The sequence below is a fragment of the Paraburkholderia pallida genome (assembly GCF_004524855.1).
Taxonomy (GTDB): Bacteria; Pseudomonadota; Gammaproteobacteria; order Burkholderiales; family Burkholderiaceae; genus Paraburkholderia; species Paraburkholderia oxyphila.
The window spans coordinates 2,343,456-2,367,474 of sequence record NZ_CP038149.1; the positions used below are offsets into that span (position 1 = coordinate 2,343,456).

20 protein-coding genes are annotated in these 24,019 nt (G+C 66.3%); 12 read left to right on the forward strand and 8 right to left on the reverse strand.

Annotated elements, in window-relative coordinates; all coding sequences use genetic code 11:
• Nucleotide 1: 1 nt before the first annotated feature.
• The 8 genes from imm40 to E1956_RS47415 all read left to right on the forward strand — a co-directional run bounded on the left by imm40 (nucleotide 2) and on the right by E1956_RS47415 (nucleotide 6,833).
• Nucleotides 2–310: an Imm40 family immunity protein gene (gene imm40, locus E1956_RS25580; RefSeq protein WP_134754044.1), complete on the forward strand. Its 309-nt coding sequence runs from the start codon at nucleotides 2–4 to the stop codon at nucleotides 308–310.
• Nucleotides 311–674: 364 nt separating this feature from the next.
• On the forward strand, nucleotides 675–1,187 hold the full coding sequence (locus E1956_RS25595; RefSeq protein ID WP_232071616.1) for an oxidoreductase-like domain-containing protein: 513 nt from the start codon (nucleotides 675–677) through the stop codon (nucleotides 1,185–1,187).
• An 86-nt stretch (nucleotides 1,188–1,273) separates the two neighbouring features.
• Complete coding sequence (locus E1956_RS25600; RefSeq protein WP_134754048.1) at nucleotides 1,274–2,140, forward strand: NAD-dependent protein deacetylase; 867 nt, start codon at nucleotides 1,274–1,276, stop codon at nucleotides 2,138–2,140.
• Nucleotides 2,141–2,252: 112 nt separating this feature from the next.
• Nucleotides 2,253–2,870, forward strand: a complete 618-nt coding sequence (locus E1956_RS25605; protein ID WP_134754050.1) for a pyridoxamine 5'-phosphate oxidase family protein — start codon at nucleotides 2,253–2,255, stop codon at nucleotides 2,868–2,870.
• Nucleotides 2,871–2,899: 29 nt separating this feature from the next.
• Nucleotides 2,900–3,538, forward strand: a complete 639-nt coding sequence (locus E1956_RS25610; RefSeq protein WP_134754052.1) for a DUF938 domain-containing protein — start codon at nucleotides 2,900–2,902, stop codon at nucleotides 3,536–3,538.
• A 245-nt stretch (nucleotides 3,539–3,783) separates the two neighbouring features.
• On the forward strand, nucleotides 3,784–5,193 hold the full coding sequence (gndA, locus tag E1956_RS25615) for an NADP-dependent phosphogluconate dehydrogenase (protein WP_134754054.1): 1,410 nt from the start codon (nucleotides 3,784–3,786) through the stop codon (nucleotides 5,191–5,193).
• Between the two features lie 224 nt (nucleotides 5,194–5,417).
• Nucleotides 5,418–5,747: a DUF4148 domain-containing protein gene (locus E1956_RS25620; RefSeq protein ID WP_134754056.1), complete on the forward strand. Its 330-nt coding sequence runs from the start codon at nucleotides 5,418–5,420 to the stop codon at nucleotides 5,745–5,747.
• A 957-nt stretch (nucleotides 5,748–6,704) separates the two neighbouring features.
• A complete protein-coding gene (locus E1956_RS47415; protein ID WP_256377785.1) occupies nucleotides 6,705–6,833 on the forward strand; it encodes a hypothetical protein in 129 nt (42 codons plus the stop codon).
• A 351-nt stretch (nucleotides 6,834–7,184) separates the two neighbouring features.
• Here the strand turns inward: E1956_RS47415 and E1956_RS25625 are convergent, their stop codons facing one another.
• Entirely contained in the window at nucleotides 7,185–7,991 is an 807-nt protein-coding gene (locus E1956_RS25625; protein WP_134754058.1) for a DUF2968 domain-containing protein, read from the reverse strand.
• 146 nt (nucleotides 7,992–8,137) lie between these two features.
• A complete protein-coding gene (locus E1956_RS25630) occupies nucleotides 8,138–8,458 on the reverse strand; it encodes a hypothetical protein (RefSeq protein ID WP_134754060.1) in 321 nt (106 codons plus the stop codon).
• A gap of 325 nt (nucleotides 8,459–8,783) precedes the next feature.
• Here E1956_RS25630 and E1956_RS25635 point away from each other — a divergent pair, with 325 nt between their 5' ends.
• Entirely contained in the window at nucleotides 8,784–9,521 is a 738-nt protein-coding gene (locus E1956_RS25635; protein ID WP_134754062.1) for a peptidoglycan DD-metalloendopeptidase family protein, read from the forward strand.
• 188 nt (nucleotides 9,522–9,709) lie between these two features.
• Nucleotides 9,710–10,714: a low-specificity L-threonine aldolase gene (ltaE, locus tag E1956_RS25640; RefSeq protein ID WP_134754064.1), complete on the forward strand. Its 1,005-nt coding sequence runs from the start codon at nucleotides 9,710–9,712 to the stop codon at nucleotides 10,712–10,714.
• Nucleotides 10,715–10,856: 142 nt separating this feature from the next.
• On the opposite strand, the gene E1956_RS25645 is transcribed toward ltaE, so the two are convergent.
• Nucleotides 10,857–12,206 carry an MFS transporter gene (locus E1956_RS25645; RefSeq protein ID WP_134754890.1) on the reverse strand — a complete coding sequence of 450 codons (1,350 nt, stop codon included), beginning with the start codon at nucleotides 12,204–12,206 and terminating at the stop codon, nucleotides 10,857–10,859.
• A 454-nt stretch (nucleotides 12,207–12,660) separates the two neighbouring features.
• Between E1956_RS25645 and E1956_RS25650 the strand changes: the two genes are divergently transcribed.
• Nucleotides 12,661–15,117: a glycogen/starch/alpha-glucan phosphorylase gene (locus E1956_RS25650; RefSeq protein ID WP_134754066.1), complete on the forward strand. Its 2,457-nt coding sequence runs from the start codon at nucleotides 12,661–12,663 to the stop codon at nucleotides 15,115–15,117.
• Between the two features lie 66 nt (nucleotides 15,118–15,183).
• Here E1956_RS25650 and E1956_RS25655 read toward each other — a convergent pair whose 3' ends face one another.
• The 3 genes from E1956_RS25655 to E1956_RS25665 form a co-directional block, all read right to left on the reverse strand.
• On the reverse strand, nucleotides 15,184–15,591 hold the full coding sequence (locus E1956_RS25655) for a DUF6232 family protein (RefSeq protein ID WP_134754068.1): 408 nt from the start codon (nucleotides 15,589–15,591) through the stop codon (nucleotides 15,184–15,186).
• A 152-nt stretch (nucleotides 15,592–15,743) separates the two neighbouring features.
• Nucleotides 15,744–16,913 (reverse strand): porin, encoded by a 1,170-nt coding sequence (locus tag E1956_RS25660; protein ID WP_134754070.1) that lies wholly within the window; start codon nucleotides 16,911–16,913, stop codon nucleotides 15,744–15,746.
• Between the two features lie 393 nt (nucleotides 16,914–17,306).
• Nucleotides 17,307–18,434, reverse strand: coding sequence for a succinylglutamate desuccinylase/aspartoacylase family protein (locus E1956_RS25665; protein ID WP_134754072.1), 1,128 nt, complete (start codon nucleotides 18,432–18,434; stop codon nucleotides 17,307–17,309).
• A 400-nt stretch (nucleotides 18,435–18,834) separates the two neighbouring features.
• Between E1956_RS25665 and E1956_RS25670 the strand changes: the two genes are divergently transcribed.
• Nucleotides 18,835–23,136 (forward strand): autotransporter domain-containing protein, encoded by a 4,302-nt coding sequence (locus E1956_RS25670; protein WP_134754074.1) that lies wholly within the window; start codon nucleotides 18,835–18,837, stop codon nucleotides 23,134–23,136.
• A 194-nt stretch (nucleotides 23,137–23,330) separates the two neighbouring features.
• On the opposite strand, the gene E1956_RS25675 is transcribed toward E1956_RS25670, so the two are convergent.
• Together E1956_RS25675 and E1956_RS25680 are read right to left on the reverse strand one after the other, a co-directional pair.
• Nucleotides 23,331–23,513, reverse strand: coding sequence for a hypothetical protein (locus tag E1956_RS25675; protein WP_134754076.1), 183 nt, complete (start codon nucleotides 23,511–23,513; stop codon nucleotides 23,331–23,333).
• The gene (locus E1956_RS25680; protein ID WP_232071618.1) at nucleotides 23,510–24,019 is read right to left on the reverse strand and encodes a zeta toxin family protein; all 510 of its coding nucleotides are present in this window, start codon (nucleotides 24,017–24,019) and stop codon (nucleotides 23,510–23,512) included. Before E1956_RS25680 ends, E1956_RS25675 begins: the two co-directional genes overlap by 4 nt.

A 24,019-nucleotide genomic window follows, 5' to 3' on the forward strand; every position in this document is an offset into this window, starting at 1 on the left:
TATGTCAATATCAAAAGTACTTGAATTGTATGCCCGAAGCGGAAGAAGTCTCATTGATAACGGTTTAAATGAAGCCGCGCTCCCCATTGCGGTTGCGGAGACCGCGTTGGAATTGTTTGCCCAACAGCGGTGGCGTGTGCTGGGTGGTGATGTATACCATCTCACGGAAGATGGCCGCTTCGAATCGACTTACGAAGATTGGTTTTATGAAGGGGATGATGTAGACGCGAGTATTACTGTAGCCCGCGACTTTATACGCAGTTTGAATGGGCGGACAGGCTACGTTGTATTTGTAGTAGCTGAAAAATAGTGGTTCGCTTGCAACCCCGGCCATAGCCGGGGTTGCCGTATGCAGTACTGTTCAATCGTGCATGATGACGAGCCTGCCGTGATGGACTTCAATCCTCACGCGCTGCCCGGCTTCAAAGCCCCCAAGCTCAAGGCCTCGCCCCGGTTCCAGTCATGGGCCTGCCCGCAATGGTGCAGTCGTAGTCAGGCGAAATGGTCAGGTAGCGCGTGTTGTAATCGAATGAGAGGAGCACGGGCTGTCCGGGAGTAAAACCCGCCTGCGCCAGCCAGGCATCGGCGACGTGCATCCACGGAAAGGCTGGCCGGCTGAGGCAGGACACGGATGGCGTGCCACTGGCGGGAGCGTCTTCCAGAATGGCCGGCACATGGCGCAGTTGCCGCTGGAAGCGAACGTGCAGTTCATAACGATCATCGCGACCAAAATGCCGTTCGCGGGGCGCGACTGTCCACTGCGTGGCGCCACCGCACGCGCGTCCGCACGCTCCCGTATACTGAACGCGCCAAACCGCCACAACGTCCGCGCCTCCATGTCTTTGCCCCCACGTCCCGAGGACGACCCGCGTCCCTTACCGCCCGAGCGGCCCAGTAACGAAGACTGCTGCCAGAGCGGTTGCAGTCCCTGCATCTTCGATCTCTACGACGAAGAGGTGGACCGCTGGCGCGCCGCATTAGCGGCTTGGGAAGCGCGCGAGGCCGCGCGCCAGGCGGCGGCTGCGCAGGGCCGCGGGAAGGACCATAAGGAAACCTCGGCAGCGAAGGCGCCGGCGAGCGGAGCCGCCATGACGAAGGCGCGCGGATCTGGTGAATCCGCCGGATCTACTAAAGCGAAAGCACATGCCGGAACATCCACGAAGCGCCCCGCCGAAACACCCGGATAGCGCCTGAAATTGCGCGCCATCGCGCCAGCAATACCGCCATCGTCAGCATCGACGACCTTCGTACCCCGAATTCCCACCGTCCCGTCATGTCCGATCCCGCCTCGCCCCTCGCCGCCACCCAACCCGACCCTGCCGCGCTCGACGCGCTTAACGCATTCGCCGAACGCCATCCACGCCTCTTCGTGCTGACCGGTGCGGGCATCAGCACAGACTCAGGCATTCCCGGTTACCGCGACGAAAACGGCGCCTGGAAGCGCTCGCCGCCCATCACGCTGCAGGAATTCCTCGGTTCCGAAAGCGCGCGGCGCCGCTACTGGGCGCGCAGCATGATCGGCTGGCCGACGGTCGGCCTCGCGCAGCCCAACGGCGCGCATCGCGCGCTCGCGCAACTCGGCGCCGCGCAGCGCGTAGGCGCGCTCGTCACGCAAAACGTCGACGGTCTGCATCAGCGTGCCGGCAGCTCCGATGTCATCGAGCTGCACGGCAGCATCGGCCACGTGCATTGCCTCGACTGCGGCGCGCAATACACGCGCGCGTCGCTGCAGCCGCGTCTCGAAGCGGGCAATCCTGCGCTCGCGGGCGCGAACGCCGAGCCCGCCGCCGACGGCGACGCGCACCTCGACTTCGACGGCGAGCAGGCCTTCGAGATTCCCGCCTGCGAGGCGTGCGGCGGCACGCTCAAGCCATCGGTGGTGTTCTTCGGCGAGAACGTGCCACGCGAGCGCGTGGCGGCGGCCTCGACGGCGCTCGACGAAGCGGATGCGGTGCTGGTAGTCGGCTCTTCGCTGATGGTGTATTCGGGGTATCGCTTCTGCGCCTGGGCGCAGCAGCGCGGCAAGCCCGTGGCGGCGATCAATCTGGGCAAGACGCGCGCCGATCCGCTGCTCGCGCTCAAAGTGGCGGCGCCGTGCGCGGCCACGCTCGAAGCACTGGCCGCGCGCCTTTCGGTGTGAGGCAGCGCAAGCACCGCGATTTCGGGCAACTCGCCACGGCACAAGCAACGAAGCAAAAATGAATCCGTAACGCACCAACAACGAAGCCCTAACGTCACCCCAAGGAAACCCCATGCCGAACACGACCGCCGAGCTCGAAGCGCACTACGGCGCGCCGAACGAGCGCTCGCTGCGCAAGGAAATCGATTACGTGAACGCGGATTACCGCCGCTTCATCGAGCTTTCGCCGTTCGTGGTGCTCGCGACGGGTGGCCCCGAAGGTCTCGACTGCTCGCCGCGCGGCGACGCGCCCGGCTTCGTGCGTATCCTCGACTCGCGTACGCTGGCTTTGCCCGACCGTCCCGGCAATAACCGCGTCGACAGCCTGCACAACGTGGTGGCCGCGCCGCAAATCGGCCTGCTATTCATGGTGCCGGGCGTGGGCGAAACGCTGCGCGTGAACGGTCGCGCGCGCGTGAGCCTCGATCCCGAACTGCTCGCGAGCTTCGCCGTGGACGGCAAGCCGCCGCGCTCGGTGCTGCTGATCGAGGTGCAAAGCGTGTATTTCCACTGCGCGAAGGCGATCGCGCGCTCGAATCTCTGGGACCCGGCGCGCCACGTCGAGCGCTCGCAGCTGCCGAGCGCGGGCGAGATGCTGAAGCGGGTCAACGCGGAGCAATACGGCGAGACCTTCGACGTCGAACGCTACGAGGCCGATCTCGCCGAGCGCATGAAAAAGAGCCTGTACTGACCGATCCACGCGACTCAAACCACGACACGATGAACGATCCCCAAGACCCGGATATCCACCGCCTCACGGCGCCCGCCGCCGCGCGCAATGCAGCGCCGATCCTCGAGGTGCTGCGCGGCGCGCTGCCCGCGCGCGGCACGGTGCTGGAGATCGCGAGCGGCACCGGCCAGCACGCCGCGCATTTCGCGGCGGCGCTGCCCGGCATCGAGTGGCAGCCGAGCGATGCCGATCCGCGCGCCCGCGCGTCCATTACCGCGTGGCGTGCCCATACGGGCCTCGCGAACCTGCGCGAGCCGCTCGATCTCGACGTGCGCCGCGAGCCTTGGCCGGTGGCCGCCGTGGACGCCATCGTCTGCATCAACATGATTCACATCGCGCCCTGGGAGGCGGCTGTTGCACTGATGAAAGGTGCGGGCGCGCGCATTGCGGCAGGCGGCGCACTGGTCCTCTATGGTCCGTACCGGCGCGGCGGCGCGCACACGGCGCCTTCGAACGAGGCCTTCGACGCCGATTTGCGCGCGCGCGACCCGGCGTGGGGCGTGCGCGATCTGGAAGCGGTCGAGGCGCTCGCGCAGGCCGAAGGCTTCGTCTGCGAGGCGGTTGTGCCGATGCCGGCCAACAATTTCAGCGTGGTTTTTCGCAAGCAGCCGGTGACGGCTGGCGAGTAAGCGATAATCGCGGCCCTCGAGGAGGCGCGGGGGAGACCAGGGAGGTAGACACAAGCGCGCAATAATGGGCGCATGGAAACGAATACGCGGGCGAACTCCGGTTGCCGCCGGAGGCCGCCACAAGCCGGTGCGCGCAAAATGTACGCTGCGGCACGCCGCGAGAACGTTTCCCTTATCCTTGCACGATCGATGCCGCGCGCGCAGTCGCGCGGCATTGCCCCAATCGATTGAAGTGGAGATTCAACATGAGCAAACAGGCAATCGGCGTGGTGGGTCTGGCCGTGATGGGGCGCAATCTCGCGCTCAACATCGAAAGCCGCGGCCATGCGGTGTCGGTGTTCAACCGCACGCGCGAGAAAACCGATGAGCTGATCGCTGAGTACCCGGAGCGCAAGCTCGTGCCGACGTACACGCTCGAAGAGTTCGTCGAGTCGCTCGAGAAGCCGCGCCGCATCCTGATGATGGTGAAGGCGGGCGAGCCCACCGACGCCACCATCGCGGCGCTCAAGCCGCTGCTGGATCAGGGCGACATCCTGATCGACGGGGGCAACACGCACTTCACCGACACCATCCGCCGCAATCAGGAGCTCGCGAAGGCGGGCCTGCACTTCATCGGCACGGGTGTTTCGGGTGGCGAGGAAGGCGCGCTCAAGGGACCGTCGATCATGCCGGGCGGTCCGCGCGATGCTTACGATCTGGTTGCGCCGATCCTCACCGAGATCGCCGCGAAGGCGCCGGATGGCGAGCCGTGCGTCGCCTACATGGGTCCGGACGGCGCGGGCCACTACGTGAAGATGGTCCACAACGGCATCGAGTACGGCGACATGCAACTGATCGCCGAAAGCTACGCGGTGCTCAAGCAGGTGCTCGGCCTCTCGAACGACGAGCTGGGCCAGGTCTACACCGAGTGGAATCAGGGCGAGCTCGACAGCTACCTGATCGAAATCACCTCGAAGATCTTCGCCAAGAAGGACGAGGAGACGGGCAAGTATCTCGTCGACGTGATTCTCGACCGCGCCGCGCAGAAGGGCACCGGCAAGTGGACGAGCCAGAACGCGCTCGATCTGGGCGCGCCGCTGCCGCTCATCACCGAGGCCGTGTTCGCACGCGTGCTCTCGTCGCTCAAGACGCAGCGCGTGGCGGCGAGCAAGGTGCTCGCGGGCCCGGACGCCAAGCCGTTCGCGGGTGATCGCAAGGCGTTCATCGAAGCGGTGCGCCGTGCGCTGTACTTCTCGAAGGTGATCTCGTACGCGCAAGGCTTCGCGCAGCTGCGCGCGGCTTCGGACGAGTACAAGTGGGATCTCCAGTACGGCACGATCGCGAAGATCTTCCGCGCGGGCTGCATCATCCGCGCGCGCTTCCTGCAGAAGATCATGGACGCCTACGCGAAGAACCCGCAGCTCGACAACCTGCTGCTCGATCCCTACTTCCGCGACATCGCCGCGAACTATCAGGCCGCGCTGCGTGAAGTGGTGATTCAGGCGGTGAGCGCGGGCGTGCCGGTCCCGGCGTTCTCGTCGGCGGTTGCGTATTTCGACGGCTACCGCTCGGAGCGCGTGCCCGCGAACCTCGTGCAGGCGCAGCGCGACTTCTTCGGTGCGCACACCTTCGAGCGCATCGACAAGCCGGGCAGCTTCCACGCTGACTGGTCGTAAGACGCACACGAAGTTAGTGCTTACTGCGGCGCTCGACCGCATTGCAGTTGCAGGTCGAGGTCGAATAAAAAGGGGAGCCACCGAGTTCCCCTTTTTTATTACTCGTTTCGCAACGATCTATTGCGTAATTAGGGTTTTCCCTGGTCAGGGTTAACGCCTAGACTTTCATCAAGCGCTAACGAACACCGAGTTCGAAGCGGACATAAACAGATGGAGGTCGGATCATGAAGAAGCTCTTCCCCGCAGTTATCGTGGCCGCAGCACTCGCTATCCCGGCCGTTTCGTTTGCCCAGTCGAGCCAGCAAGGCCTGACCCGCGCCCAGGTGCGCGCAGAGCTCGCTCAACTCGAGCAGGCCGGTTACAACCCGGCGGGCGATCAAGTGAATTACCCCCAGAACATTCAGGCCGCACAGGCTCGCGTGACCCAGGAAAAGCTGGCTAATGGCGATACGAGCGGTTATGGCGCGCCGGCCGTCGGCACGTCGCAGTCGGGTGCCCCGGTGCTACAGCCGCAGCAAGTCGCCCCGGCGCAATCGGTTTATTTCGGCCACTAAGCCGTTCAGTGGCCGCGGGTTGAAGCGAAGCCGCATCGAGTGGCTTCGCGCCTGTAGCGGTTGGAAGGTGTTGTGAGTAGTGGAAGTTGCAGTTGGCTGTGCGCAGTAGAAGTTGACGTGGTTGTTGCGTTGCGCAGTAGGTAGTGTCAGTACGCAGTTGGTTGAAGAAGTTGCAGTGAGCAGTTGAAGGTGCAGTAAGCAAAGCGGTTGCAGTTGGTAGTTGGAGTGCGCAGTAGATGTTGCAGTGGTTGTTGTGTTGCGCAGTAGGTAGTGGCAGTACGCGGTTGGTTGAAGAAGTTGCAGTGAGCAGTTGAAGGTGCAGTATGCAAAGTGGTTGCAGTTGGCAGTTGCAGTGCGCAGTAGAAGTTCGCAGTGGTTGTTGCTTTATGCAGTAGGCAGTTGCAGTACGCAGTCGGTAGTAGCAGTTGCGGTGCGCAGTAGAAGGTGCAGTAAGCAAAGAGGTGTAGTGGGTAGTAGAAGTTCGCAGTGGTTGTTGCTTTATGCAGTAGGTAGTTGCATTACGCAGTCAGTAGTAGAAGTTGCGGTAGGCAGTAGAAGGTGCAGTCAGCAAAGAGGTGTAGTGGGTAGTTGAAGTTCGCAATGGCAGTTGCTTTACGCAGTCCGCAGTTGTAGTACGCAGTCCGTAGTAGAAGGTGCAGTAATCAGTAGCAAGCCGAAGTAAGCAAAGAGGTTGCATTAGCAGTTGCAGTACGTAGCAAGCAATGGCAGTAAGCAGTTGAAGTTGCAGTACGCAGTAGCAGCATGCAGTCTAGCGCGGCCCGGTACAAACCGGCCCGCGCTTTTCTTTTATGGGCGTTCGACTTCATGTCCGCTCGCAGAGCGGCGCGGCGCGCCGGGGTTGCAAACACATAAGTCCTGAACACCTCACTCTGTAAGTGATCCGCTAAATGATCCGACCTATGCTGATCAGATGAAGCGAGTAGGTGGAGGTGTGCCATGAGACCCTTGCTGGTTGCGATCATGGTGATCGTCGCGATAGCGACGACGATCGGGTACTCAACGGCGGGTTATGCACACGACAAGGGCGATGGCTACGCCGGTCCGCCGATCGGATTCAAGAAATGAAAATTCGTTAGCTGCCTGCTGCGCTGTGAGTGCCAGGTGTATTGGCTGCGTTTCCCGCGGCCGCGGCATTTGCGTGCGAGACGGCCGGTTATGATCGACTCAGTGGAGATGACAAATGAAAGCGCGACGCATCTTTGCAGCCATTCTGGCCGTGTTGTTTGCTTTGGCACTTCCCGCTTCCGCGAGTTACGCGTGTGGAAACGACTATAGCCAGCCAAACGGCCAAGGCAAATAAAGCGGATGCGTGACCCGCAAGCGACCAGAAAAAAACCAGACAGGATCACAAAAGCCCGGGTTTCTACGTGAAACGCCGGGCTTGGCTTTATCCGCGCCGCAGGCGCGCGCCAGTCATCAGCGAGCCGGCAGATGCGGCACGCCTTCGTTGCTCGTCACACTCAACTGATGGATCGTCCGGTGCGCCTTGTTCAACTGCGCTTGAGCGGCGATGCGTTGTGCTTCGAGTTGCGCCACATCCTTGCGCACCTGATGCTGGCGGGCGCTTACGCGGTGCTCCTGCTCCGCGTGGCGTTGCAGGTCGACGCGCAGACGCTCGGCTTGCGCCTCCGACTGCTCGATCTGTTTCGTGAGCATCGCGTTTTGCGCCGCTAGTTGGGCGAGCCGCGTTTCGCCATCGGCGAGGCGCGACGCCTGCTCTTCGAGATGATGAAACGCCGCGCCGGCCGCATCGAGATCGCTGGCCCGCAGCGCGTGCCAGAGCGTGTTGTCCTGATGCAGGGTCACGAAGTAGGAGAGCGTGGGGCCATGAAACATCAGCGTCACCACGTAGTCGAAGCTGCGGAACACGCGGAAGGTCACGAGCTCGTTCGCGGCGGCGAGGGCTTCGAACGACGCGCCGTCGGCGAGTTGCACGGGCCGGTTGGAGAGGTGCGAGGGCACGGCCGGCACCGCGTGCAGCGTGGAGACCGGGCGCGCCGCCGTGGCGGTGTCGGGCGGGCTCGGGGCAAGCGCGCCGGTTTCGGCGGACGGGCTGGCGTCAGTGACGGCGCCGGCGCTCGCGGACCGTCCGGCGGATTCGTCGCGCTCGACTGCGGCGTCCACGGTGCGTGTTGCTTCTGGCGGTGCCTCGTGCTCGACGGCGACGAGGTGCGACGCGCCGTTGGAGAGCACGGCGCTACGGCGATTCAGGAACGACTTCACGGCGTATCCCCCAAAATGTCATGGTAGACATCGCGGCGGCCCGGGCGTCGGGGCGGCGGGCCGTGGCGGTCGGCACGCGGTCGAGGTGGAGCGGCATACTGCGGGGTAGGCAGCCCGCTCCGCCATGGCCTGTGGTGTGCTTGCGCTCAGTGCAGCGGGCGCCTCCGGCGTGCAATATCGTCGAAGAGCGCGCGGCCGGGCTCGAGCGCGAACAGCCAGGTTTCGTCATAGCCGCTCAGGGTGTCGAGCGCGTCGCGCAGGCGCTCGACCACGAGGGCCGGAATCTCGACCGTGGCTTCCCGGCCCCCGGACAGCCGGGCGATACTGGCGTGCTGGATCAGTTCGTCGGCGGCTTCTGCGACGTCGGCGGCAAAGACGAGATGGTTGTTCAACAGTTCGACGAGGCCAGGCGATGTCGCGACGTCTTCGACGTTGAGCTGCACAGAAAGGAAAGTGGCTTTGTTCATCCTCGGATTCCTCACGGACGTTGCACCACAGCGAGAGGCCTTTCGTCTGATTATCTGATGAGAGCAGCAAGACCCAGTATAGGCGAGGGCGCAAGCGGGTGCGCCGTGCGTGCGCCGGGTGTCCGTAAGCGTTTCGCGGGCTCCGGTCCGGGGGCGGCGCGCGGCCTGCGCGCGAAAAAAGGCCGTCACGCACGGGACGATATAATGGGGGCCGTTCGCCAATTCCGGCTCAATCAGGGTATCGCAGGCGAACGCTAGCGGCCCCACGCGCATTCAAATACGTATCCCTGTCGTACGTAGCGAGGAACCAGCGAGGTATAGCAAGATGAATCGACAACGGCGAAACCCGGGCACGTACGCGGCACTGGCCGCGCTCACGCTCGTCTGCAGCGCCTGCAGCACGCTCATGCCCCCTTGGGAAAGCGCACCGAGCCCTGCACCCGCCATGACGTCCAACGGCGTGCCCGCCGGCTACTACCGCGTGAACCCCGGCGACACGCTCTCGCGCATCGCCGGCGCCTATGGCCAGCGCCCGCAGGACCTCGCGAACTGGAACCAGCTGCCGCCGAACGCGCAGGTGCTGCCCGGCCAGGTGCTGCGCGTGGCGCCGCCGCCGAGCTACGCCAATGTCGCCCCGCCTCCGCCCGCCTATACCAACACCGCGCCGGCGGCCGCCGGCGTCGCCGCGCCCGCGCCGGTCGGCATCACGCTGGCATGGCCCGCGCGCGGCCCGATCCTGCAGCGCTTCTCGCCGGGCAAGTCCAACGGCATCATCATCGGCGGAACCCAGGGCGAGCAGGTCAAGGCCGCAGCGGCAGGCCGCGTCGTCTATGCGGGCTCGGGCATCGAGGCCTACGGCCCGCTCGTCATCATCAAGCACAACGACCAGACCGTGACGGCTTACGGCCACAACGGCAAGCTGCTCGTGAAGGAAGACGACGCCGTCGCGCAAGGCCAGCCGATCGCCGAAATGGGCGTCGACAACGACGGCATCCCGGGCGTGGTGTTCGAAGTGCGCAGCGACGGCAAGCCGGTCGATCCGCTGCAACTGCTCCCGCGTTAAGTCAGCGCCCTGCGGCACGATCGCGTGCCCCGCGCCGGGTCCCTGCGCACCCGGCGTGTCCAGGCGGTTGGCGCGTTAGCCCCGGCTTCCCACTACGCGCCGTTTGAAAATACACTCGATGGTTTCCACGCCGCGCAACGCGGCGGAACGCGCCGTGCGCGCACGGCCATTACGAGGATGCCATCCGCATGATCGATCTGCGTAGCGATACCGTTACCCGTCCCAGCCCAGCCATGCTCGCCGCCATGACCGGCGCCGAAACCGGCGACGACGTCTGGGGCGACGACCCCACCGTGCTGCGCCTGCAGGCGCGCATGGCCGAAGAGGCCGGCAAGGAGGCGGGGCTGTTCTTTCCCAGCGGCACCCAGAGCAACCTCGCCGCGTTGATGGCGCACTGCGCGCGCGGCGACGAATACATCGTCGGCCAGGCGGCCCACACGTACAAATACGAAGGCGGTGGCGCGGCGGTGCTCGGCAGCATCCAGCCGCAGCCGCTCGAGAACGCCGAGGACGGCACGATTTCGCTCGAGCGCGTCGCCGCCGCGATCAAGCCGATCGACGACCACTTCGCGCGCACGCGCCTGTTCGCGCTCGAGAACACCATCGGCGGGAAGGTGCTGCCCGCGGCCTATGTCGCCGAGGCCACGCAGTTCGCGCACGGCCGCGGTCTCGCCACCCACCTCGACGGCGCGCGCGTGTTCAATGCGGCGGTGGCGTCGAATCAGCCGCTCAAGGCGCTGGCCGAGGGGTTCGACTCGGTGTCGATCTGCTTTTCGAAGGGCCTGGGCGCGCCGGTCGGCTCGGTGCTGGTGGGCAGCAAGGCACTGATCGACGTGGCGCACCGCTGGCGCAAGGTGCTGGGCGGCGGCATGCGCCAGTCGGGTGTGCTGGCGGCGGCTTGCCTCTACGCGCTCGATCACAACGTGGCGCGTCTCGCCGACGACCACGCGAATGCCGCGCGCCTTGCTGCCGGCCTCGCGCAGATCGACGAAGTGAAGGTGGCGTCGCAGGCCACCAACATGGTGTTCGCGCAGTTCCCTCAGGCCGATTGCGCGCCGCTCGAGGCGTGGCTCAAGGAGCGCGGCATCCTCACGCAGATGCTCTACGCGTCGCGCTTCGTGACGCACCTCGACGTGAGCGCCGCCGATATCGACACGTTCGTCGCGGCCGTGAAGGGCTACTTCACGCGCTGACGAGAACGCGGGCGGTGCGCGTGCCGTGCGGGTTCACGGTGCGCGCGCCATGCAGCACGGCTTGGGCCGCCTGGGCAGACTTGCACAACAAGGCCGGGCGCGCGCCACACTCACGCGCGGAGCGCCACCGCTCGTTCGCCGCTCACTGCTTCACCCCGCGATGCGACGGCGCGAACAGCCGCAAGCCGCTCACCACGCTCGCCACCGCCGCGAATGCGGCGCCCAGACCCAGCGCCAGCGTGGGCCCATGCGCGCCCGCTATGCCGAAGCACAACGCCACGAGCGCCGCGCCCGTCGTCTGCCCGAGCAGGCGCGAGACGGCGATGGTGCCGCTCGCACCGCCGCTTCGCTCGGGCGGCGCGGACGACATGATCGCCTTCAGGTTCGGCGACTGGAAGAAACCGAAGCCCGCGCCGCAGATCGACAAGCGGATCACGATGTCGGCCAGTCCGGGATGCGCGGGCAGCATCGCGAGCGACGCCATGCCGGCCGCGAGGATCGCGAGGCCGATCCCGCCGAGCAGGCCCGGCGGATAGCGGTCGGAGAGCCGTCCCGCAATGGGCGCGGCGGCGGCCACGACCACGGACCAGGGCGTCATCAGAAAGCCGGTCTCCACCTGGCTGCGCATCAGCACCGTTTCGAAATAGAACGGCAGCGAGACGAATGCGAGCCCCTGCGCCGCGAACGAGCACATGGCCGTCAACGAAGAGAGCGCGAACACGGGCTGCCTGAACAGGTCGACAGGCAGCATCGGCGCGGGATGGCCGGCCTCGCGGCGGATCAGCAGCGCGCCGAACACGAGCGCGGTCGCCGCCGCTATGGCGACTTCCTTGCCCGGCGCGCGCTGCGCCGCCTCGCCGAGCGCGAAGATCAGCGCGGCGAAGGCCACTACGTTGAGCAGGGCGGCGAGCGGGTCGAAGGCATGCTTGCCGCGCTCCGTGTGCGGCAGTGCCGGCAGCGCGAACACGAGTGCGACAGCCCCGAGCGGCACATTGATCCCGAAGAGCCAGGGCCAGGTGCCCGCCGAGAGGATGATCGAGGCGATGGTCGGACCCACGGCGAACGAGACGCCGACGATCAGCGCGTTCATGCCGAGCCCCCGCCCGAGCCGGTGTGGCGGATAGAGGAAGCGGATCAGCGCCGTGTTGACGCTCATGATCGCGCTCGCGCCGAGCCCCTGCAGCACGCGCGCGCCGGCGAGCGCCGTGAGCGTGGGCGCGAGCGCGCAGGCCAGCGACGCCACCGTGAAGATCGCCAGCCCGCTGATATAGATGCGCCGGTGGCCGATGATGTCACCGAGCGCGGCGAGTGGCAGCAGTGTTGCCACCATCGCGAGCTGGTACGCGTTGATGATCCAGACCGAGGCGGCGGGCGCCGCGTGCAGATCGGCGGCGATGGCAGGCAGGGCGGTGTTGGCGATGGCGGTGTCGAGCGTCGCCAGCGCGACGGCGAGCATGATGGCGGCCAGGGCGCGGCGGTTCTTGGGCGACATGGGCGCGTCGGCGCGCTCGGTGAGGCTTTGCGCGGTGCGGGTTTCGGACACGGCGGATCTCGGGTGAGGCGAAGGTGGGGCAGGTACGCGCGGGCGCGGCAGGCACGGTTCGGGCGATTCCGCGATTGTTGCAGACGCGGCGCGATTTTGCAGCGCACGCTTCAAAGCGTGAGCCACCTGTAAGGTGTAGCGGAAACCGGCTCCGAATGCGAGCGCAGTCATGAAAACTGAACCTGCCGCCAGGCATCAAACGCAACTAACCGCCAACGGTGCGCGATCCCCGGGAGCCGCCAGTGGGCCGTGCATCCGCGCGAGAAACCATGCGTAGCACGAATGCCGCGCCGCCGCACGCCACCCGAAAATGTCCTACTCTGCAAACTGATCCGCGCCTGCCCAGCCGCCGCATTGGCCGCATCCGCTGGACGCAGCGCGCCGTTTTTCCGGGAGACATTCGATGACAGCTGTGGGTCTTGAATTCGACCAGTTGAAGAGCAGTGCGGACGCCCTGCGTCGTTCCGTGTCGAACCGCATGATGTATGGCGTCGGCAAGGACGCCGTGACCGCTCGTCCGCAGGACTGGCTGCATGCCGCCGCGCTGGCCGTGCGCGACCGCCTCGTCGAGCGCTGGATGGTGACCACGCGGCGCCAGTACGACCAGGACGCCAAGCGCGTCTATTACCTGTCGATGGAGTTCCTCATCGGCCGTACCTTCTCCAACGCGCTGCTCGCGCTCGGCATCTACGAGCCGATGAAAGAGGCGCTCGCGGGACTCGGCGTGGACATGGAAGCGCTGATGGATCTCGAGCCCGACGCCGCGCTCGGCAACGGCGGCCTCGGGCGCCTCGCCGCCTGCTTTCTCGACTCGATGGCGACGCTCGGCATTCCGGGCTTCGGCTACGGCATCCGCTACGACTACGGCATGTTCCGGCAGCAGATCATCAACGGCGAGCAGGTGGAGGAGCCCGACTACTGGCTGAGCTCGGGCAACCCATGGGAGTTTCCACGCCCCGAGGTGCAATATTCCGTGCACTTCGGCGGACGCACGGTGCAGAGCAACGGCACCGTGGAGTGGATCGAGACCGAGCACGTGAACGCGATGGCCTACGACACCATCATTCCCGGCTACGCGACGAGCGCGACCAACACGCTGCGCCTGTGGTCCGCGCGCGCCGCCGAGGAGCTCGACCTCTCCGCGTTCAACCAGGGCGACTATCAGCGCGCGGTGGAGGCGCGCAATGTTTCGGAGAACGTCTCGCGCCTGCTCTATCCCGACGATTCGACCATGGCGGGCCGCGAGCTGCGCTTGCGCCAGGAGTACTTCTTCGTTTCGGCGACGATGCAGGACCTGATCCGCCGCTACCAGCGCACGCACAGCACCTTCGGCCGCTTCTCCGAAAAGGTCGCGGTGCACCTGAACGATACGCACCCGGTGCTGGCGATTCCCGAGCTGATCCGCCTGCTCGTGGACGTCCATCACCTGCCGTGGGACGAGGCGATGGGCCACGTCAAGCGCGTGTTCTCGTACACCAATCACACGCTGATGCCCGAAGCGCTGGAAACCTGGGATGTCGAACTATTGGCGCGTCTGCTGCCGCGCCATCTCGAGATCATCTTCGACATCAACGCCGCGTTCCTGCGCGAAGCGAGCGAGAAAGGCGCGCACGACCTCGACTTCATCCGCCGCATTTCGCTCGTGGACGAATACGGTCAGCGGCGCGTGCGCATGGCGTATCTCGCGATCGTCGCGAGCCACAAGGTGAACGGCGTCTCGAAGCTGCACTCGCAGTTGATGACGCGCCATATCTTCGCCGACTTCGCCCGGCTCTATCCCGAGCGCTTCACGAACGTGACCAACGGCATCACGCCGCGGCGCTGGCTCGCGCAGGCGAGCCGGCCGCTCGCGCGGCTCGTGGACGAAACCATCGGCACACAATGGCGCACCGATTTGTTCGAGCTCGGCGCGCTGCGCAAGGTTGCCCGCGACGCGGCGTTCGAAGAAGCGTTCCGCGCGGCCAAGCGCGAGAACAAGGTGCGCCTGATCCGCAAGCTCACCGCGCGCACCGGCCTCGCGTTCAATCCCGACGCGCTGTTCGATATGCAGGTCAAGCGCATCCACGAATACAAGCGGCAGCTGCTCAACGTGCTGCATGTGATCACGCGCTACAACCGCATCATGCAGGAGCCCGAACGGGATTGGGTGCCGCGCGTAGTGCTGTTCGCGGGCAAGGCGGCTTCGGCTTACCGCATGGCCAAGACCATCATTCGCCTGATCAACGACGTGGCGGAGAAAGTGAACCACGACCCCGTCGTGGGCGAGCGCCTGAAGGTGGTGTTCGTGCCGAACTATGGCGTGAGCGTGGCCGAAGTGCTGATTCCGGCGGCCGATCTTTCCGAGCAGATCTCGACGGCGGGCACCGAGGCGTCGGGCACCGGCAACATGAAGCTCGCGCTCAACGGCGCGCTCACGATGGGCACGCTGGACGGCGCGAACATCGAGATCGGCGAGGCGGTGGGCGCGGACAACATCTTCATCTTCGGCAATACGGCCGATCAGGTCGATGCGCTGCGCTGTGCCGGCTACCGGCCGCGTCAGCTCTACGAAGAGAACGCCGAGCTGCGCATGGCGCTCGACCAGATCCGCCGGGGCTTCTTCTCGCCCGGCGACCCGGCCCGCTATGCGGAAATCTTCCACACGCTCGTGGACTGGGGCGATCACTACATGGTGCTCGCCGACTACGCGTCGTTCGTGCAGGCGCAGGAAGCCGCGGACCGGCGCTTTGTCGACGTGCCGAGCTGGACGGCGAGCGCAATCGAGAACGTGGCGGGCATGGGCATGTTTTCGTCGGACCGCGCGATTGCGGAGTATGCGCGCGAGATCTGGCACACGAAGCCGATCGACACGGGGCGCTGACGCGCGCCTCGGCGCGCTCGTGCGCCGTGCGGTTGCCCGCGGGCTCGCCGCGGAGCCGATGCGGATTTACTGTACGGCGGGGCGCGCCGCGCTCGCCTCGGCGCTGGCGGCCTTGGCCGCGCGCACGGCCTGCTCGACGCGCTCGAGGAAGGCGAGGTCGTTGCTCCAGACCGCTTCGCGGGATTCGCCGCCCGTCACGACGAAGAGCTGGTGTTTGGCGTCCTGCCAGATCCACGCGAGCCAACCCACGACCACCATCATCACGCCGCATCCGAGCCCGGCTCCCGAGCCGTATGCGCCGCCCACGGCGGCGATGGCCACGCCGATCAGCGAGAGCGCGATGGGCAAGCCGCGATTGCGCCGCCCGGCGACGACGCGCAGGTCGTCGATGTCGCGCAGCGGAAAGACCTGGCCCGCGGCGGACAGTGCGGTGCGCGTGACCGAGACGCCGGCCTCGTTGAAAGGGAGTTCCATCGGTTCGATCGCTGCGAGGGGAAAGGGCGCAGCGTACCAGAAGCGCGCGCGGGGCGGCAGGCTGCACGCCGCCGCAGGCAGGCGGGCGAGCCCGCCGCGCCCGCCACACGGTGTGCCGGCGCCCGCCGTGGCGGGCACCGGGCCGTGCGTGCTTAGAACTTGTGGCGGATACCGACGCGCACCGCGACCTGGTTCTGCGAGCCGCTACCCGAGGGCGCGAAGATGCTCGACGACGAATCGCCGATCTGCGCCTGGACCGGAGCGCCCTTGTAGGTGCCCGAAGCGTCTTCGCAAGCCACGAGCCCGTACACGTCCGTGCGCTTGCTGAGCGCGTAGTCGGCCGATGCGTTGACCTGGTTCCAGTGCGCCGTGAAGAGGCCCGAAGCGCGCGAGTACGTGTAGCCCACTGCGGCCGTGAATGCCGGCGTGAACGCGTACTTGGCGCCCGCTTCATAGGCGTTGTAGAGCGTCGAGGAGCCGGTGACCGGCGCGAAGCGCGTGTTGGTCCACAGCAGCCACATCGTCGCCGGGCCGAACACATAGCGGCCGCCGAAGCCGAACGAGCGCAGATCGCGGATCACGCCCGTCGCGCTGCCGGTCGTGTTGACGTTGGCGAGCGAGGTCGAGAAAGTCGTGGGCGATGCCGCGGCCGGGTAGGTGATGTCGGTGTACGCGCCGCCGAGGCTGAACGGACCGTATGCGTAGTTCGCGCCGAAGCTGTACGCACGCGACGAAGCCGTCGTCGTGCCGGCCGGCGAGCCTGCGAACGAGGTCGTGTTCGAGAAGCCATAGAGGCCGCCGAACGTGAAACCCGAGAAGTTCACGCTCTGGAACTTGACCGCGTTGTTGATGCGGCTGGACGTGAGCTGGTCGACGTCGTTGACGTGGTAGGCCCAGTTGCCCGAGACCGTGTTGCCGCCGGTCGAGTACTGCCCGCCGAGCACGTCGGTGCTGAACGAGTATTGACGGCCGAACGTGAGCGAGCCGATGTCGCTCTTCGTGAGGCCGACGAACGCCTGGCGGCCGAACATCGAGTTGCCCTGGCCAGCCGTGCCGTTGCCGACGTTGAAGCCGTTTTCGAGCACGAAGATCGCCTTCAGGCCGCCGCCCAGGTCTTCCGAGCCGCGCAGGCCCCAACGGCTGCCTTGCGCGACGCCGTCGCCGAACGTGAAGGCCTTCGAGCTGCCTTTAGTCGCGTTCTGCGTGTGGTTGATGTAGTTCACGCCCGCATCGATCAGGCCGTACAGGGTCACGCTGCTTTGCGCATGGGCTGCGCCGGCAAAGGTGGTCAGAATAGCGGTGGTCAGAATCTTGTTTTTCAACTGTTTCTCCGGGTAAAGGACGTATGTCTCCGGCGCTCTGATGGGCCGGTTGATGCGACGCGCTGCAATTTAAGGGTCGGCCGCGAAAGAAATGTGACAGTAAGGATATGCAGGCTGAATGTCGCCTTGGTGTGGCGCGGATGCGACAAGGGGCTTGCGAGCGGCGTCAGGCGGCCACGAGCCGCGCCGGGACTGGCTCGGCGGGAATTTGAAGGGGGCGATGCGGGGCTGGAAGCGGAGAAAGGCGGGTTATAAGATTTTCTGCTTTGAATAAGCCGAATGCGTATATGGATTTCCGGTTTGCCTGGCAATGCGAAGTAATTGCCACGGAGATCTTCTCGATCCGGAGCACTGGCTCATGGCAGGACCCGAGCCAGTGCGTTTGGGCGAGCCTCAGAGCGAGAGCAGCGAACCCGTGCGGATCGGCTTGTCGCCCGCAATGCGCGCGATCTCCATGCCGGCTGTTGCGAAGCGCGCGCTGTGCCGCGCGTACATCACGCCGCTCACGCTTGCGTGGAGCGTGGTCAACGCGTCGGTGAGCGGGTCCACGATATCGGCGACCGGCGCACCGGCTTCGATCCACGCGCCGCATTCGGCGCGGAACACGATCACGCCGCTCGCGGGCGCGACGATCGGCTCCGTGCCCGCGAGCGGTGTGGCCGGATACGCGAGCGGCGGCAGCGGGGCCGCCGTGCCATCGATCACGCCGCGCTCGATCAGATAATCGACGATGGCTTGCGCATCGCGCTCGGCCAATTCGTGCGAGACGTCGCGCTGGCTGCGCAGCTCGACGGTCACGGAAATCGAGCTATGCGGAATCGGGAAACGGTGGCCGAAGCGCTCGCGCAGCTCTGACCAGCAGAAGCTGTGAATCTCGTCGAACGGATTGCCGATCGAGTTGAGCGCGAGCAGCGATGCCTTGGCGTCCAGATAGCGCGCGAGCGGCTCGACATCGGGCCAGAGCTCGGGATTCGTGTAGATGTGCAGCGCGGCTTCCCAGTCGCAATGCAGGTCCAGCACGATGTCGGCGTCGTAGGAGAGGCGTTGCAGGGCCAGGCGCTGCGATTCGATCTCGGTCTTCGGCTTTTGCGCCGCGAGCGCCTCGCCCATCGCGGCGCGAATGGCCGCGCGGTTCGCGTCGGCGTCGGGACCGAGGCGGGACTCGATCTGCGGCAGCACGAGCGCCGTGAGATCGTAGAAGCTGCGATTGAAGTTCTGCGCGGTGTTCGACTCGAAGCGGCCGATGAGATGGCCGAGCCAGTGCTGGTTCAGCCCGATGGGGTTCGCCACAGGCACGATCACGATCTCGCCGCGCAGGCGGCCCGCGGCTTCGAGCGCGGCAAGCTTGCGTCGCAGCGCCCAGGCCGCGAGCATGCCGGGCAGTTCGTCGGCATGCAGGGACGCTTGCACATACACCTTCTTGCCGCCGGGTTGGCCGTTGGGTTGCCCGTAATGGAAGCTCGTGATCTGGCGCGCGGTGCCGAGTGCGGGCGCTATCAACGGATGGTGGTGGGTTTGCATGATGGGCTCGCGCGGCGCGCTGAGGCGCACGGCGCGTTCAGAGTGAGGGTATGAATGGCCCGAACGCGGGCCGGTGCCCATGATCTTAGCCGATCTGCGCGATGCGCAGAATGCGGCTGCGTAGCCGGCGTCCGGCGCCGCTGCGGGCAGGATGCCCGGCGGCCCGCTCAATGGCGCAAACGATTGCGCCATTGAGCGGGCAATTTTCCCGATTAATTCGTATGGCTAATTAAAAATGTTTGCGCAAACGTTGTCTTTATTCAGGCCATAAAAAAGCGATTTTGGTGCGCGAACGCGATCTAGAAGTATTTCGTGAGCGTCCCTATTCAGAACCCTTGGCGCGGGCCGATAACTCGCTCGGACCCGGCTTGAAAGTCGGTAATAACAAGGGGTGATGGGGATGAATCGGTTTTACCGGGTGGTATGGAATACGAGCACCGGCGCCTGGCAGGCGGTCACGGAACTGGCGCGTACGACGGGCAAGCGCGGTGCGCGATCGGTGCGCGTCGCACCTGAGGTTTTCGATCCGCTTGAGCGCGCACAGCGCTTTTTGCGGCCGGCGTTGCGGGCTTGTCCGGCGGTCCTGCTGCTCGCGCTGAGCGGTACGAATGCGTGGGCCACCTTAGCCTCGACGACGTATAACGTGGCCGGCGGCGTGGGCATGGGCGGCGCGCCGGGCACATGGGGCGTGGGCGGCGCCGGGGGCGGCACGCCTGCCGGCAACGACGGCGGCTGGGGCTTCTGGCTCGACAACCCGGCGAATGCTCAGGGTGCCGGCGGTGCGACGTTCAGTGCGGCAGGCGCAGCGGGCACAGCGGCCGCGACGCTCAGTGAGGGCACCTTCACGGTGACCGGGAACGCGGTTGGCGGCGGAGGCGGCGGCGGTGGGGCTTCGATCGCGGCCGCATCGGGGGGCAACGGCGGTAACGGCGGCAACGGCATCGTGATCAATGGCGCGACCGCAGGTGGCCTGACGATTCAGCCGGGCGTCTTCGTCGCGGGCGGTGGCGGCGGCGGCGGCGGGAGTAGCGGCGAGGGATTTCTGCCGGGCGGGACCGGCGGTGCGGGCGGCGCAGGCGGCATCGGCATCCAGGTGCTCTCGGCTGCGAGCGATGCTTCGATCACGCTCGGCTCCGGCGCGTGGGTTACGGGCGCCGGTGGTGGTGGCGGGGGCAATGCCATTTTCGGCGGCGGTCAGACGGGTGCCGGCGGCGCTGGTGGTATCGGCATCGCGGCGAACGGCGTGAGCATCGTCAGCAACGGCGGCAAGATCACGGGCGGTGATGGCGGCAGCGGTGGCGCGGGTGGCGCGGGCGGCACGGCGATCAGCGGCAACGGCCTGAGCGTCACGAACACGGCCGGCAGCACGATCAGCGGCGGCAACGGTGCTAGCGCGACCTTCAGCGGTGGAATCATCTTCGGTCCCTATATCGGCGGTAACGGCGGCAATGGCGGCAACGCGCTGGCCGGCAACGACATGACTGTCGTCAACAGCGGCATGATCAGCGGCGGTACTGGCGCGAACGGCTCGTCATATATCGGTCTCGGCGGGGCGGGCGGCACGGGCGGCGCAGGCGTGAGCGGCAACAACCTGACCATCACGAACAACGCCGGCGGTGTCATCCAGGGCGCAGCGGGCGGCACCGGCGGCGGCCTGATTTTGCCGATGCTGTATGGCAGCGCCAACAGCGGCGCAGGCATCGTCGGTTCATCGCTCACGATCACCAACGACGGCACGATCAGCGGCGGCACGTCCGGCGGCGTGCAAGCCAGTGCGATCGACTTCACGGGCGGCACGAACGCGCTCACGATCGGCACGAATTCGCTCATCAACGGCGTCGTGGAACTGAGCGCAGGCGTGAGCGCGACCATCGGCAGCACGCAGAGCGGGGCGATGCTCGGCGCGATCAGCCTCGACGACAGCGCGGCGCAGGTGAACTTCTCGGGCACTACGCTCGACGTGAACGGCGTGATCTCCGGCGCGGGCCAGGTCAGCGTGCTGCCCGCCGCCAAGGTGACGTTCAGCGCGCAGAACGCCTATACGGGCGCCACGACGATCGGCGCGGGCGGCACGCTCGCGCTGTCCGGCGCGGGCAGCATCGCGAGCTCCTCGCTCGTCGACGATCTCGGCACCCTCGATATCACCAACGTGACGGGCGGCGCGTCGCTCACGCGGTTTGTCGGCAGCGGCAACGTCGTGCTCGGCAGCAAGAGCTTCTCGATCACGAACGCCACGGTCGGCGATACGTTTTCGGGCACGATCGGCGGCAGCGGCAATGTCAGCCTGACGGGCGGCAGTGAAGCGCTTGGCGGCGTCAACACCTATACCGGCGCGACGAACATCCTCCCGGGCGCGACGCTCGCGCTCACCGGCAACGGCAGCATCGCCAGCTCGCAGACGGTGGATGTCGACGGCACGTTCGACGTTTCGAACGCGGCGGCTGCGGCGGTGAAGAGCCTCAGCAGCACGGGCACGGGCGGCACCGTCGTGCTCGGCAGCCGCACGCTCACGCTGACGGGCTCGAGCGCCGCCGCGACTTACGGCGGCGCGATCACGGGCACGGGCGGCATGACTGTGAGCGGTGGCACGCAGACCTTCACGGGCGCGAATACCTACAGCGGCGGCACGACGCTCACCGGCGGCGCGCTCGTCGTGAACGCGGACAGCGGCCTTGGCGCGGCAACTGGCGCGCTCACGCTCAGCGGCGGGACGCTGCGCTGGGGCAGCGCGTTCTCGCTCGCGGCCACGCGTGCGATCACGCTCGGCGCACAGGGCGGCACGTTCGACACCAACGGCCACGCCGGCTCGATCGCGCAGGCCATCGCGGGCAGCGGTGCGCTCGTCAAGGTCGGTGCGGGCACGCTCACGCTCACCGGCGTCAACGCCTATACCGGCGCGACGTCGATCCTCGGCGGCACGCTCGCGCTCGCCGGCGCGGGCAGCATCGCGAGCTCGAGCATCGTGAGCGACTACGGCACGTTCGACATTTCGGCCACCGCCAACGGCACGACCGTGGCGGGCCTCGTCGGCACCGGCAGCGTGGTGCTGGGCACGCGCAATCTCAACGTCGTCAACGGCTCGACGACGTTCGACGGCTCGGTCAGCGGCACCGGCCAGATCCTCAAGCAAGGCAGCGGCCAGCTGATCCTCAACGGCAATAGCTCCGCCTTTACCAACACGACCGACATCTCGGGCGGCACGCTCGAAGTGGGCGACATCGACCACACGAACGCGGTGCTCGGCGGCGACGCGAACGTCGTCGGCACGGGCACGCTGCGCGGCCACGGTACGATTCTCGGCAACGTGACGAACAGCGGCACCGTTGCGCCTGGCGGCTCGATCGGCACGCTCACCGTGAACGGCAATTACACGCAGGCGAGCACGGCGACGCTGTCGATCGAAGTGAGCCCGACGGCGGCTTCGCAGCTCAAGGTGAATGGCAGCGCGACGCTCAACGGCGTGCTCGCGATCACCTACGATCCGGGCACCTATTCGGCGACGCAGTACGCGATCGTGTCGGCGGCGAAGGGCGTGAGCGGCCAGTTCGCGCACGTGACGGGCACGCTGCAGAACGGCGCGAATCTGGGCACGTTGACGTCGTCGGTGGCGTATGGCGCGAACGGCGTCGATCTCGTGTTGGCCAACAGCGCGTCAACACCGACCACGCCCACGACGCCCACGACGCCCACGTCGACGACATCCACGACTGCAGCGCCCACGTCCACGGCGCCCAGCGATCCGCCCGTGGCGACGGCCCCGGTCGTCATCGCGCCGACCGACACGAGCATCTACGCGGCGCTCGGCACGGCGACGGTGCTCAACGCGCAGGACGCGAGCGCCGCGCTGCTCGAGCATGCGGGTGGTGCGCGCACGGCGGCGGGCGCATCGCCGGCGGCGTGGATCGACGCTACCGGCACGCAGACCAAGGTCGGCGGCAGCGCGGGCGAGCCTGGCTTCCAGGCCAACCGCTATGGCTTCCTTGCGGGTGCCGAGCGTCGCCTTGGCGACTACACGATCGGTCTCGCGGGCGGCTACACGCACACCGATCTCGACGAATCGGAGACCGGCGATTCGGGCTCCATCGACACACTGCGCGCAGCGTTCTATGGCAGCCGCTCGCTCGGTCCGGTAGATGTGGCCGCAACCGTCGGCTACGGCGTCGATTTCCTCTCGCAGAATCGTCCGTTCGTGGGCGTGGGCACCGCGCAGGGCGATCACGTCGGCCAGGAGTTCACGACGGCGGCGCAGGCGAGCCTGCCGCTCACGCTGGGCAGCTTCGTGCTCACGCCGCGCGTGGGTCTGCGTTACGCGTATTTCCACGCGAACGGCTTCGGCGAGAGCGGCGCGGGCGGCCAGGATCTGCAGGTGGGCACCGACAACGTGCACAGCCTCCAGCCTTATGCCGAAGTGACGCTCGACAAGGCGTTCGGCGACGCGCTGCGGCCCGTGAACGTGCAGCTGCGGCTCGGCTACGCGCACGAGGTGCTCGATGCGGGCCGCGCCGTGAGCGTGGCGTCGCAGGACGGCACGCTCTTCGCGGCGCCGGGCACGAGCCTGCCGCGCGGCTATCTCACCACCGGCATCCGCGTGAGCATGCAGCCGATGAAGAACCTCGACGTCTCGCTGGGCTACGACGCGCTCATCAATACGACGCACGCTTCGGCACAGGCGGGGTCGCTGCAGGCGACGTATCGCTTCTGATCGACGATCTCGCCGCGCTGCGGGCCACCCGCCCGGAGCGCGGCGAGCCTGCGGCGCAGTGAAGTGGAAATGAAAAAGGATGGGCTCGCGCGGTGCGCTACGAAGAGGCGCTGCGCACGCTGTCTGGTTTTGGCCTGGTTAGTGGAACATCACTTCTTCCGGACAAGGCTCCGCAATGAGATCATCAACCCGGCTCATGCCTCGCCCATACGCAACTGTTCAGCCGGGATACGCACCACCTTACCATTGCGCACAACGATAATTTCCGTATTGGTCAGGATGGCTGTTTGCCGTGCCAATTCCGCAGCACGTTGCATGGCTGCCAGCGAAGCACGCAGATCCGGGTTTTTCGCTTTGTAAAGTTCCTGTTGCGTCATGGTTTCTCTCCCCATTCCAGCAGAACGGGCACATCGCCCGTGTTGTCGTATACGGCCCAATCATCCGCCAGACCGCGGTAATGGTTGCAGAAGTTGTCCCAGCCAGCGGCAAAGCGGCGGCGTATTACCTCTTCGGGGATGTCGTGCCCGCCTTGGCGAACCCGGCTTGCCACGAGCGCTATCGCAGTCTCGGCATCGGGCAGTTTCAGGAAATACACACTGACACGATAACCCTGCGCTTGCCATCGTGCGATGTGGCGCAGATAGCCGAGGCCCGAAAGCGTCGTTTCGAAAGCAAAGCTCTCATTACGCCGTGCACTCCGCTCGATTTCTTCCAGCATCAGGCGTCCGGCCTTGATCGCTGCGGTTTCCGGCGCGAACGGCGCAAGCCCGGCAGCAATCAGGTCTGCATTGTCCGGTATCGGCGTCATGCTGAAACGAAAGGCCCGAACCGCGTCGCGGTCCGGGCCTTTTCGTTGACCCCGCAAGCACATGCTGCGGGGCAT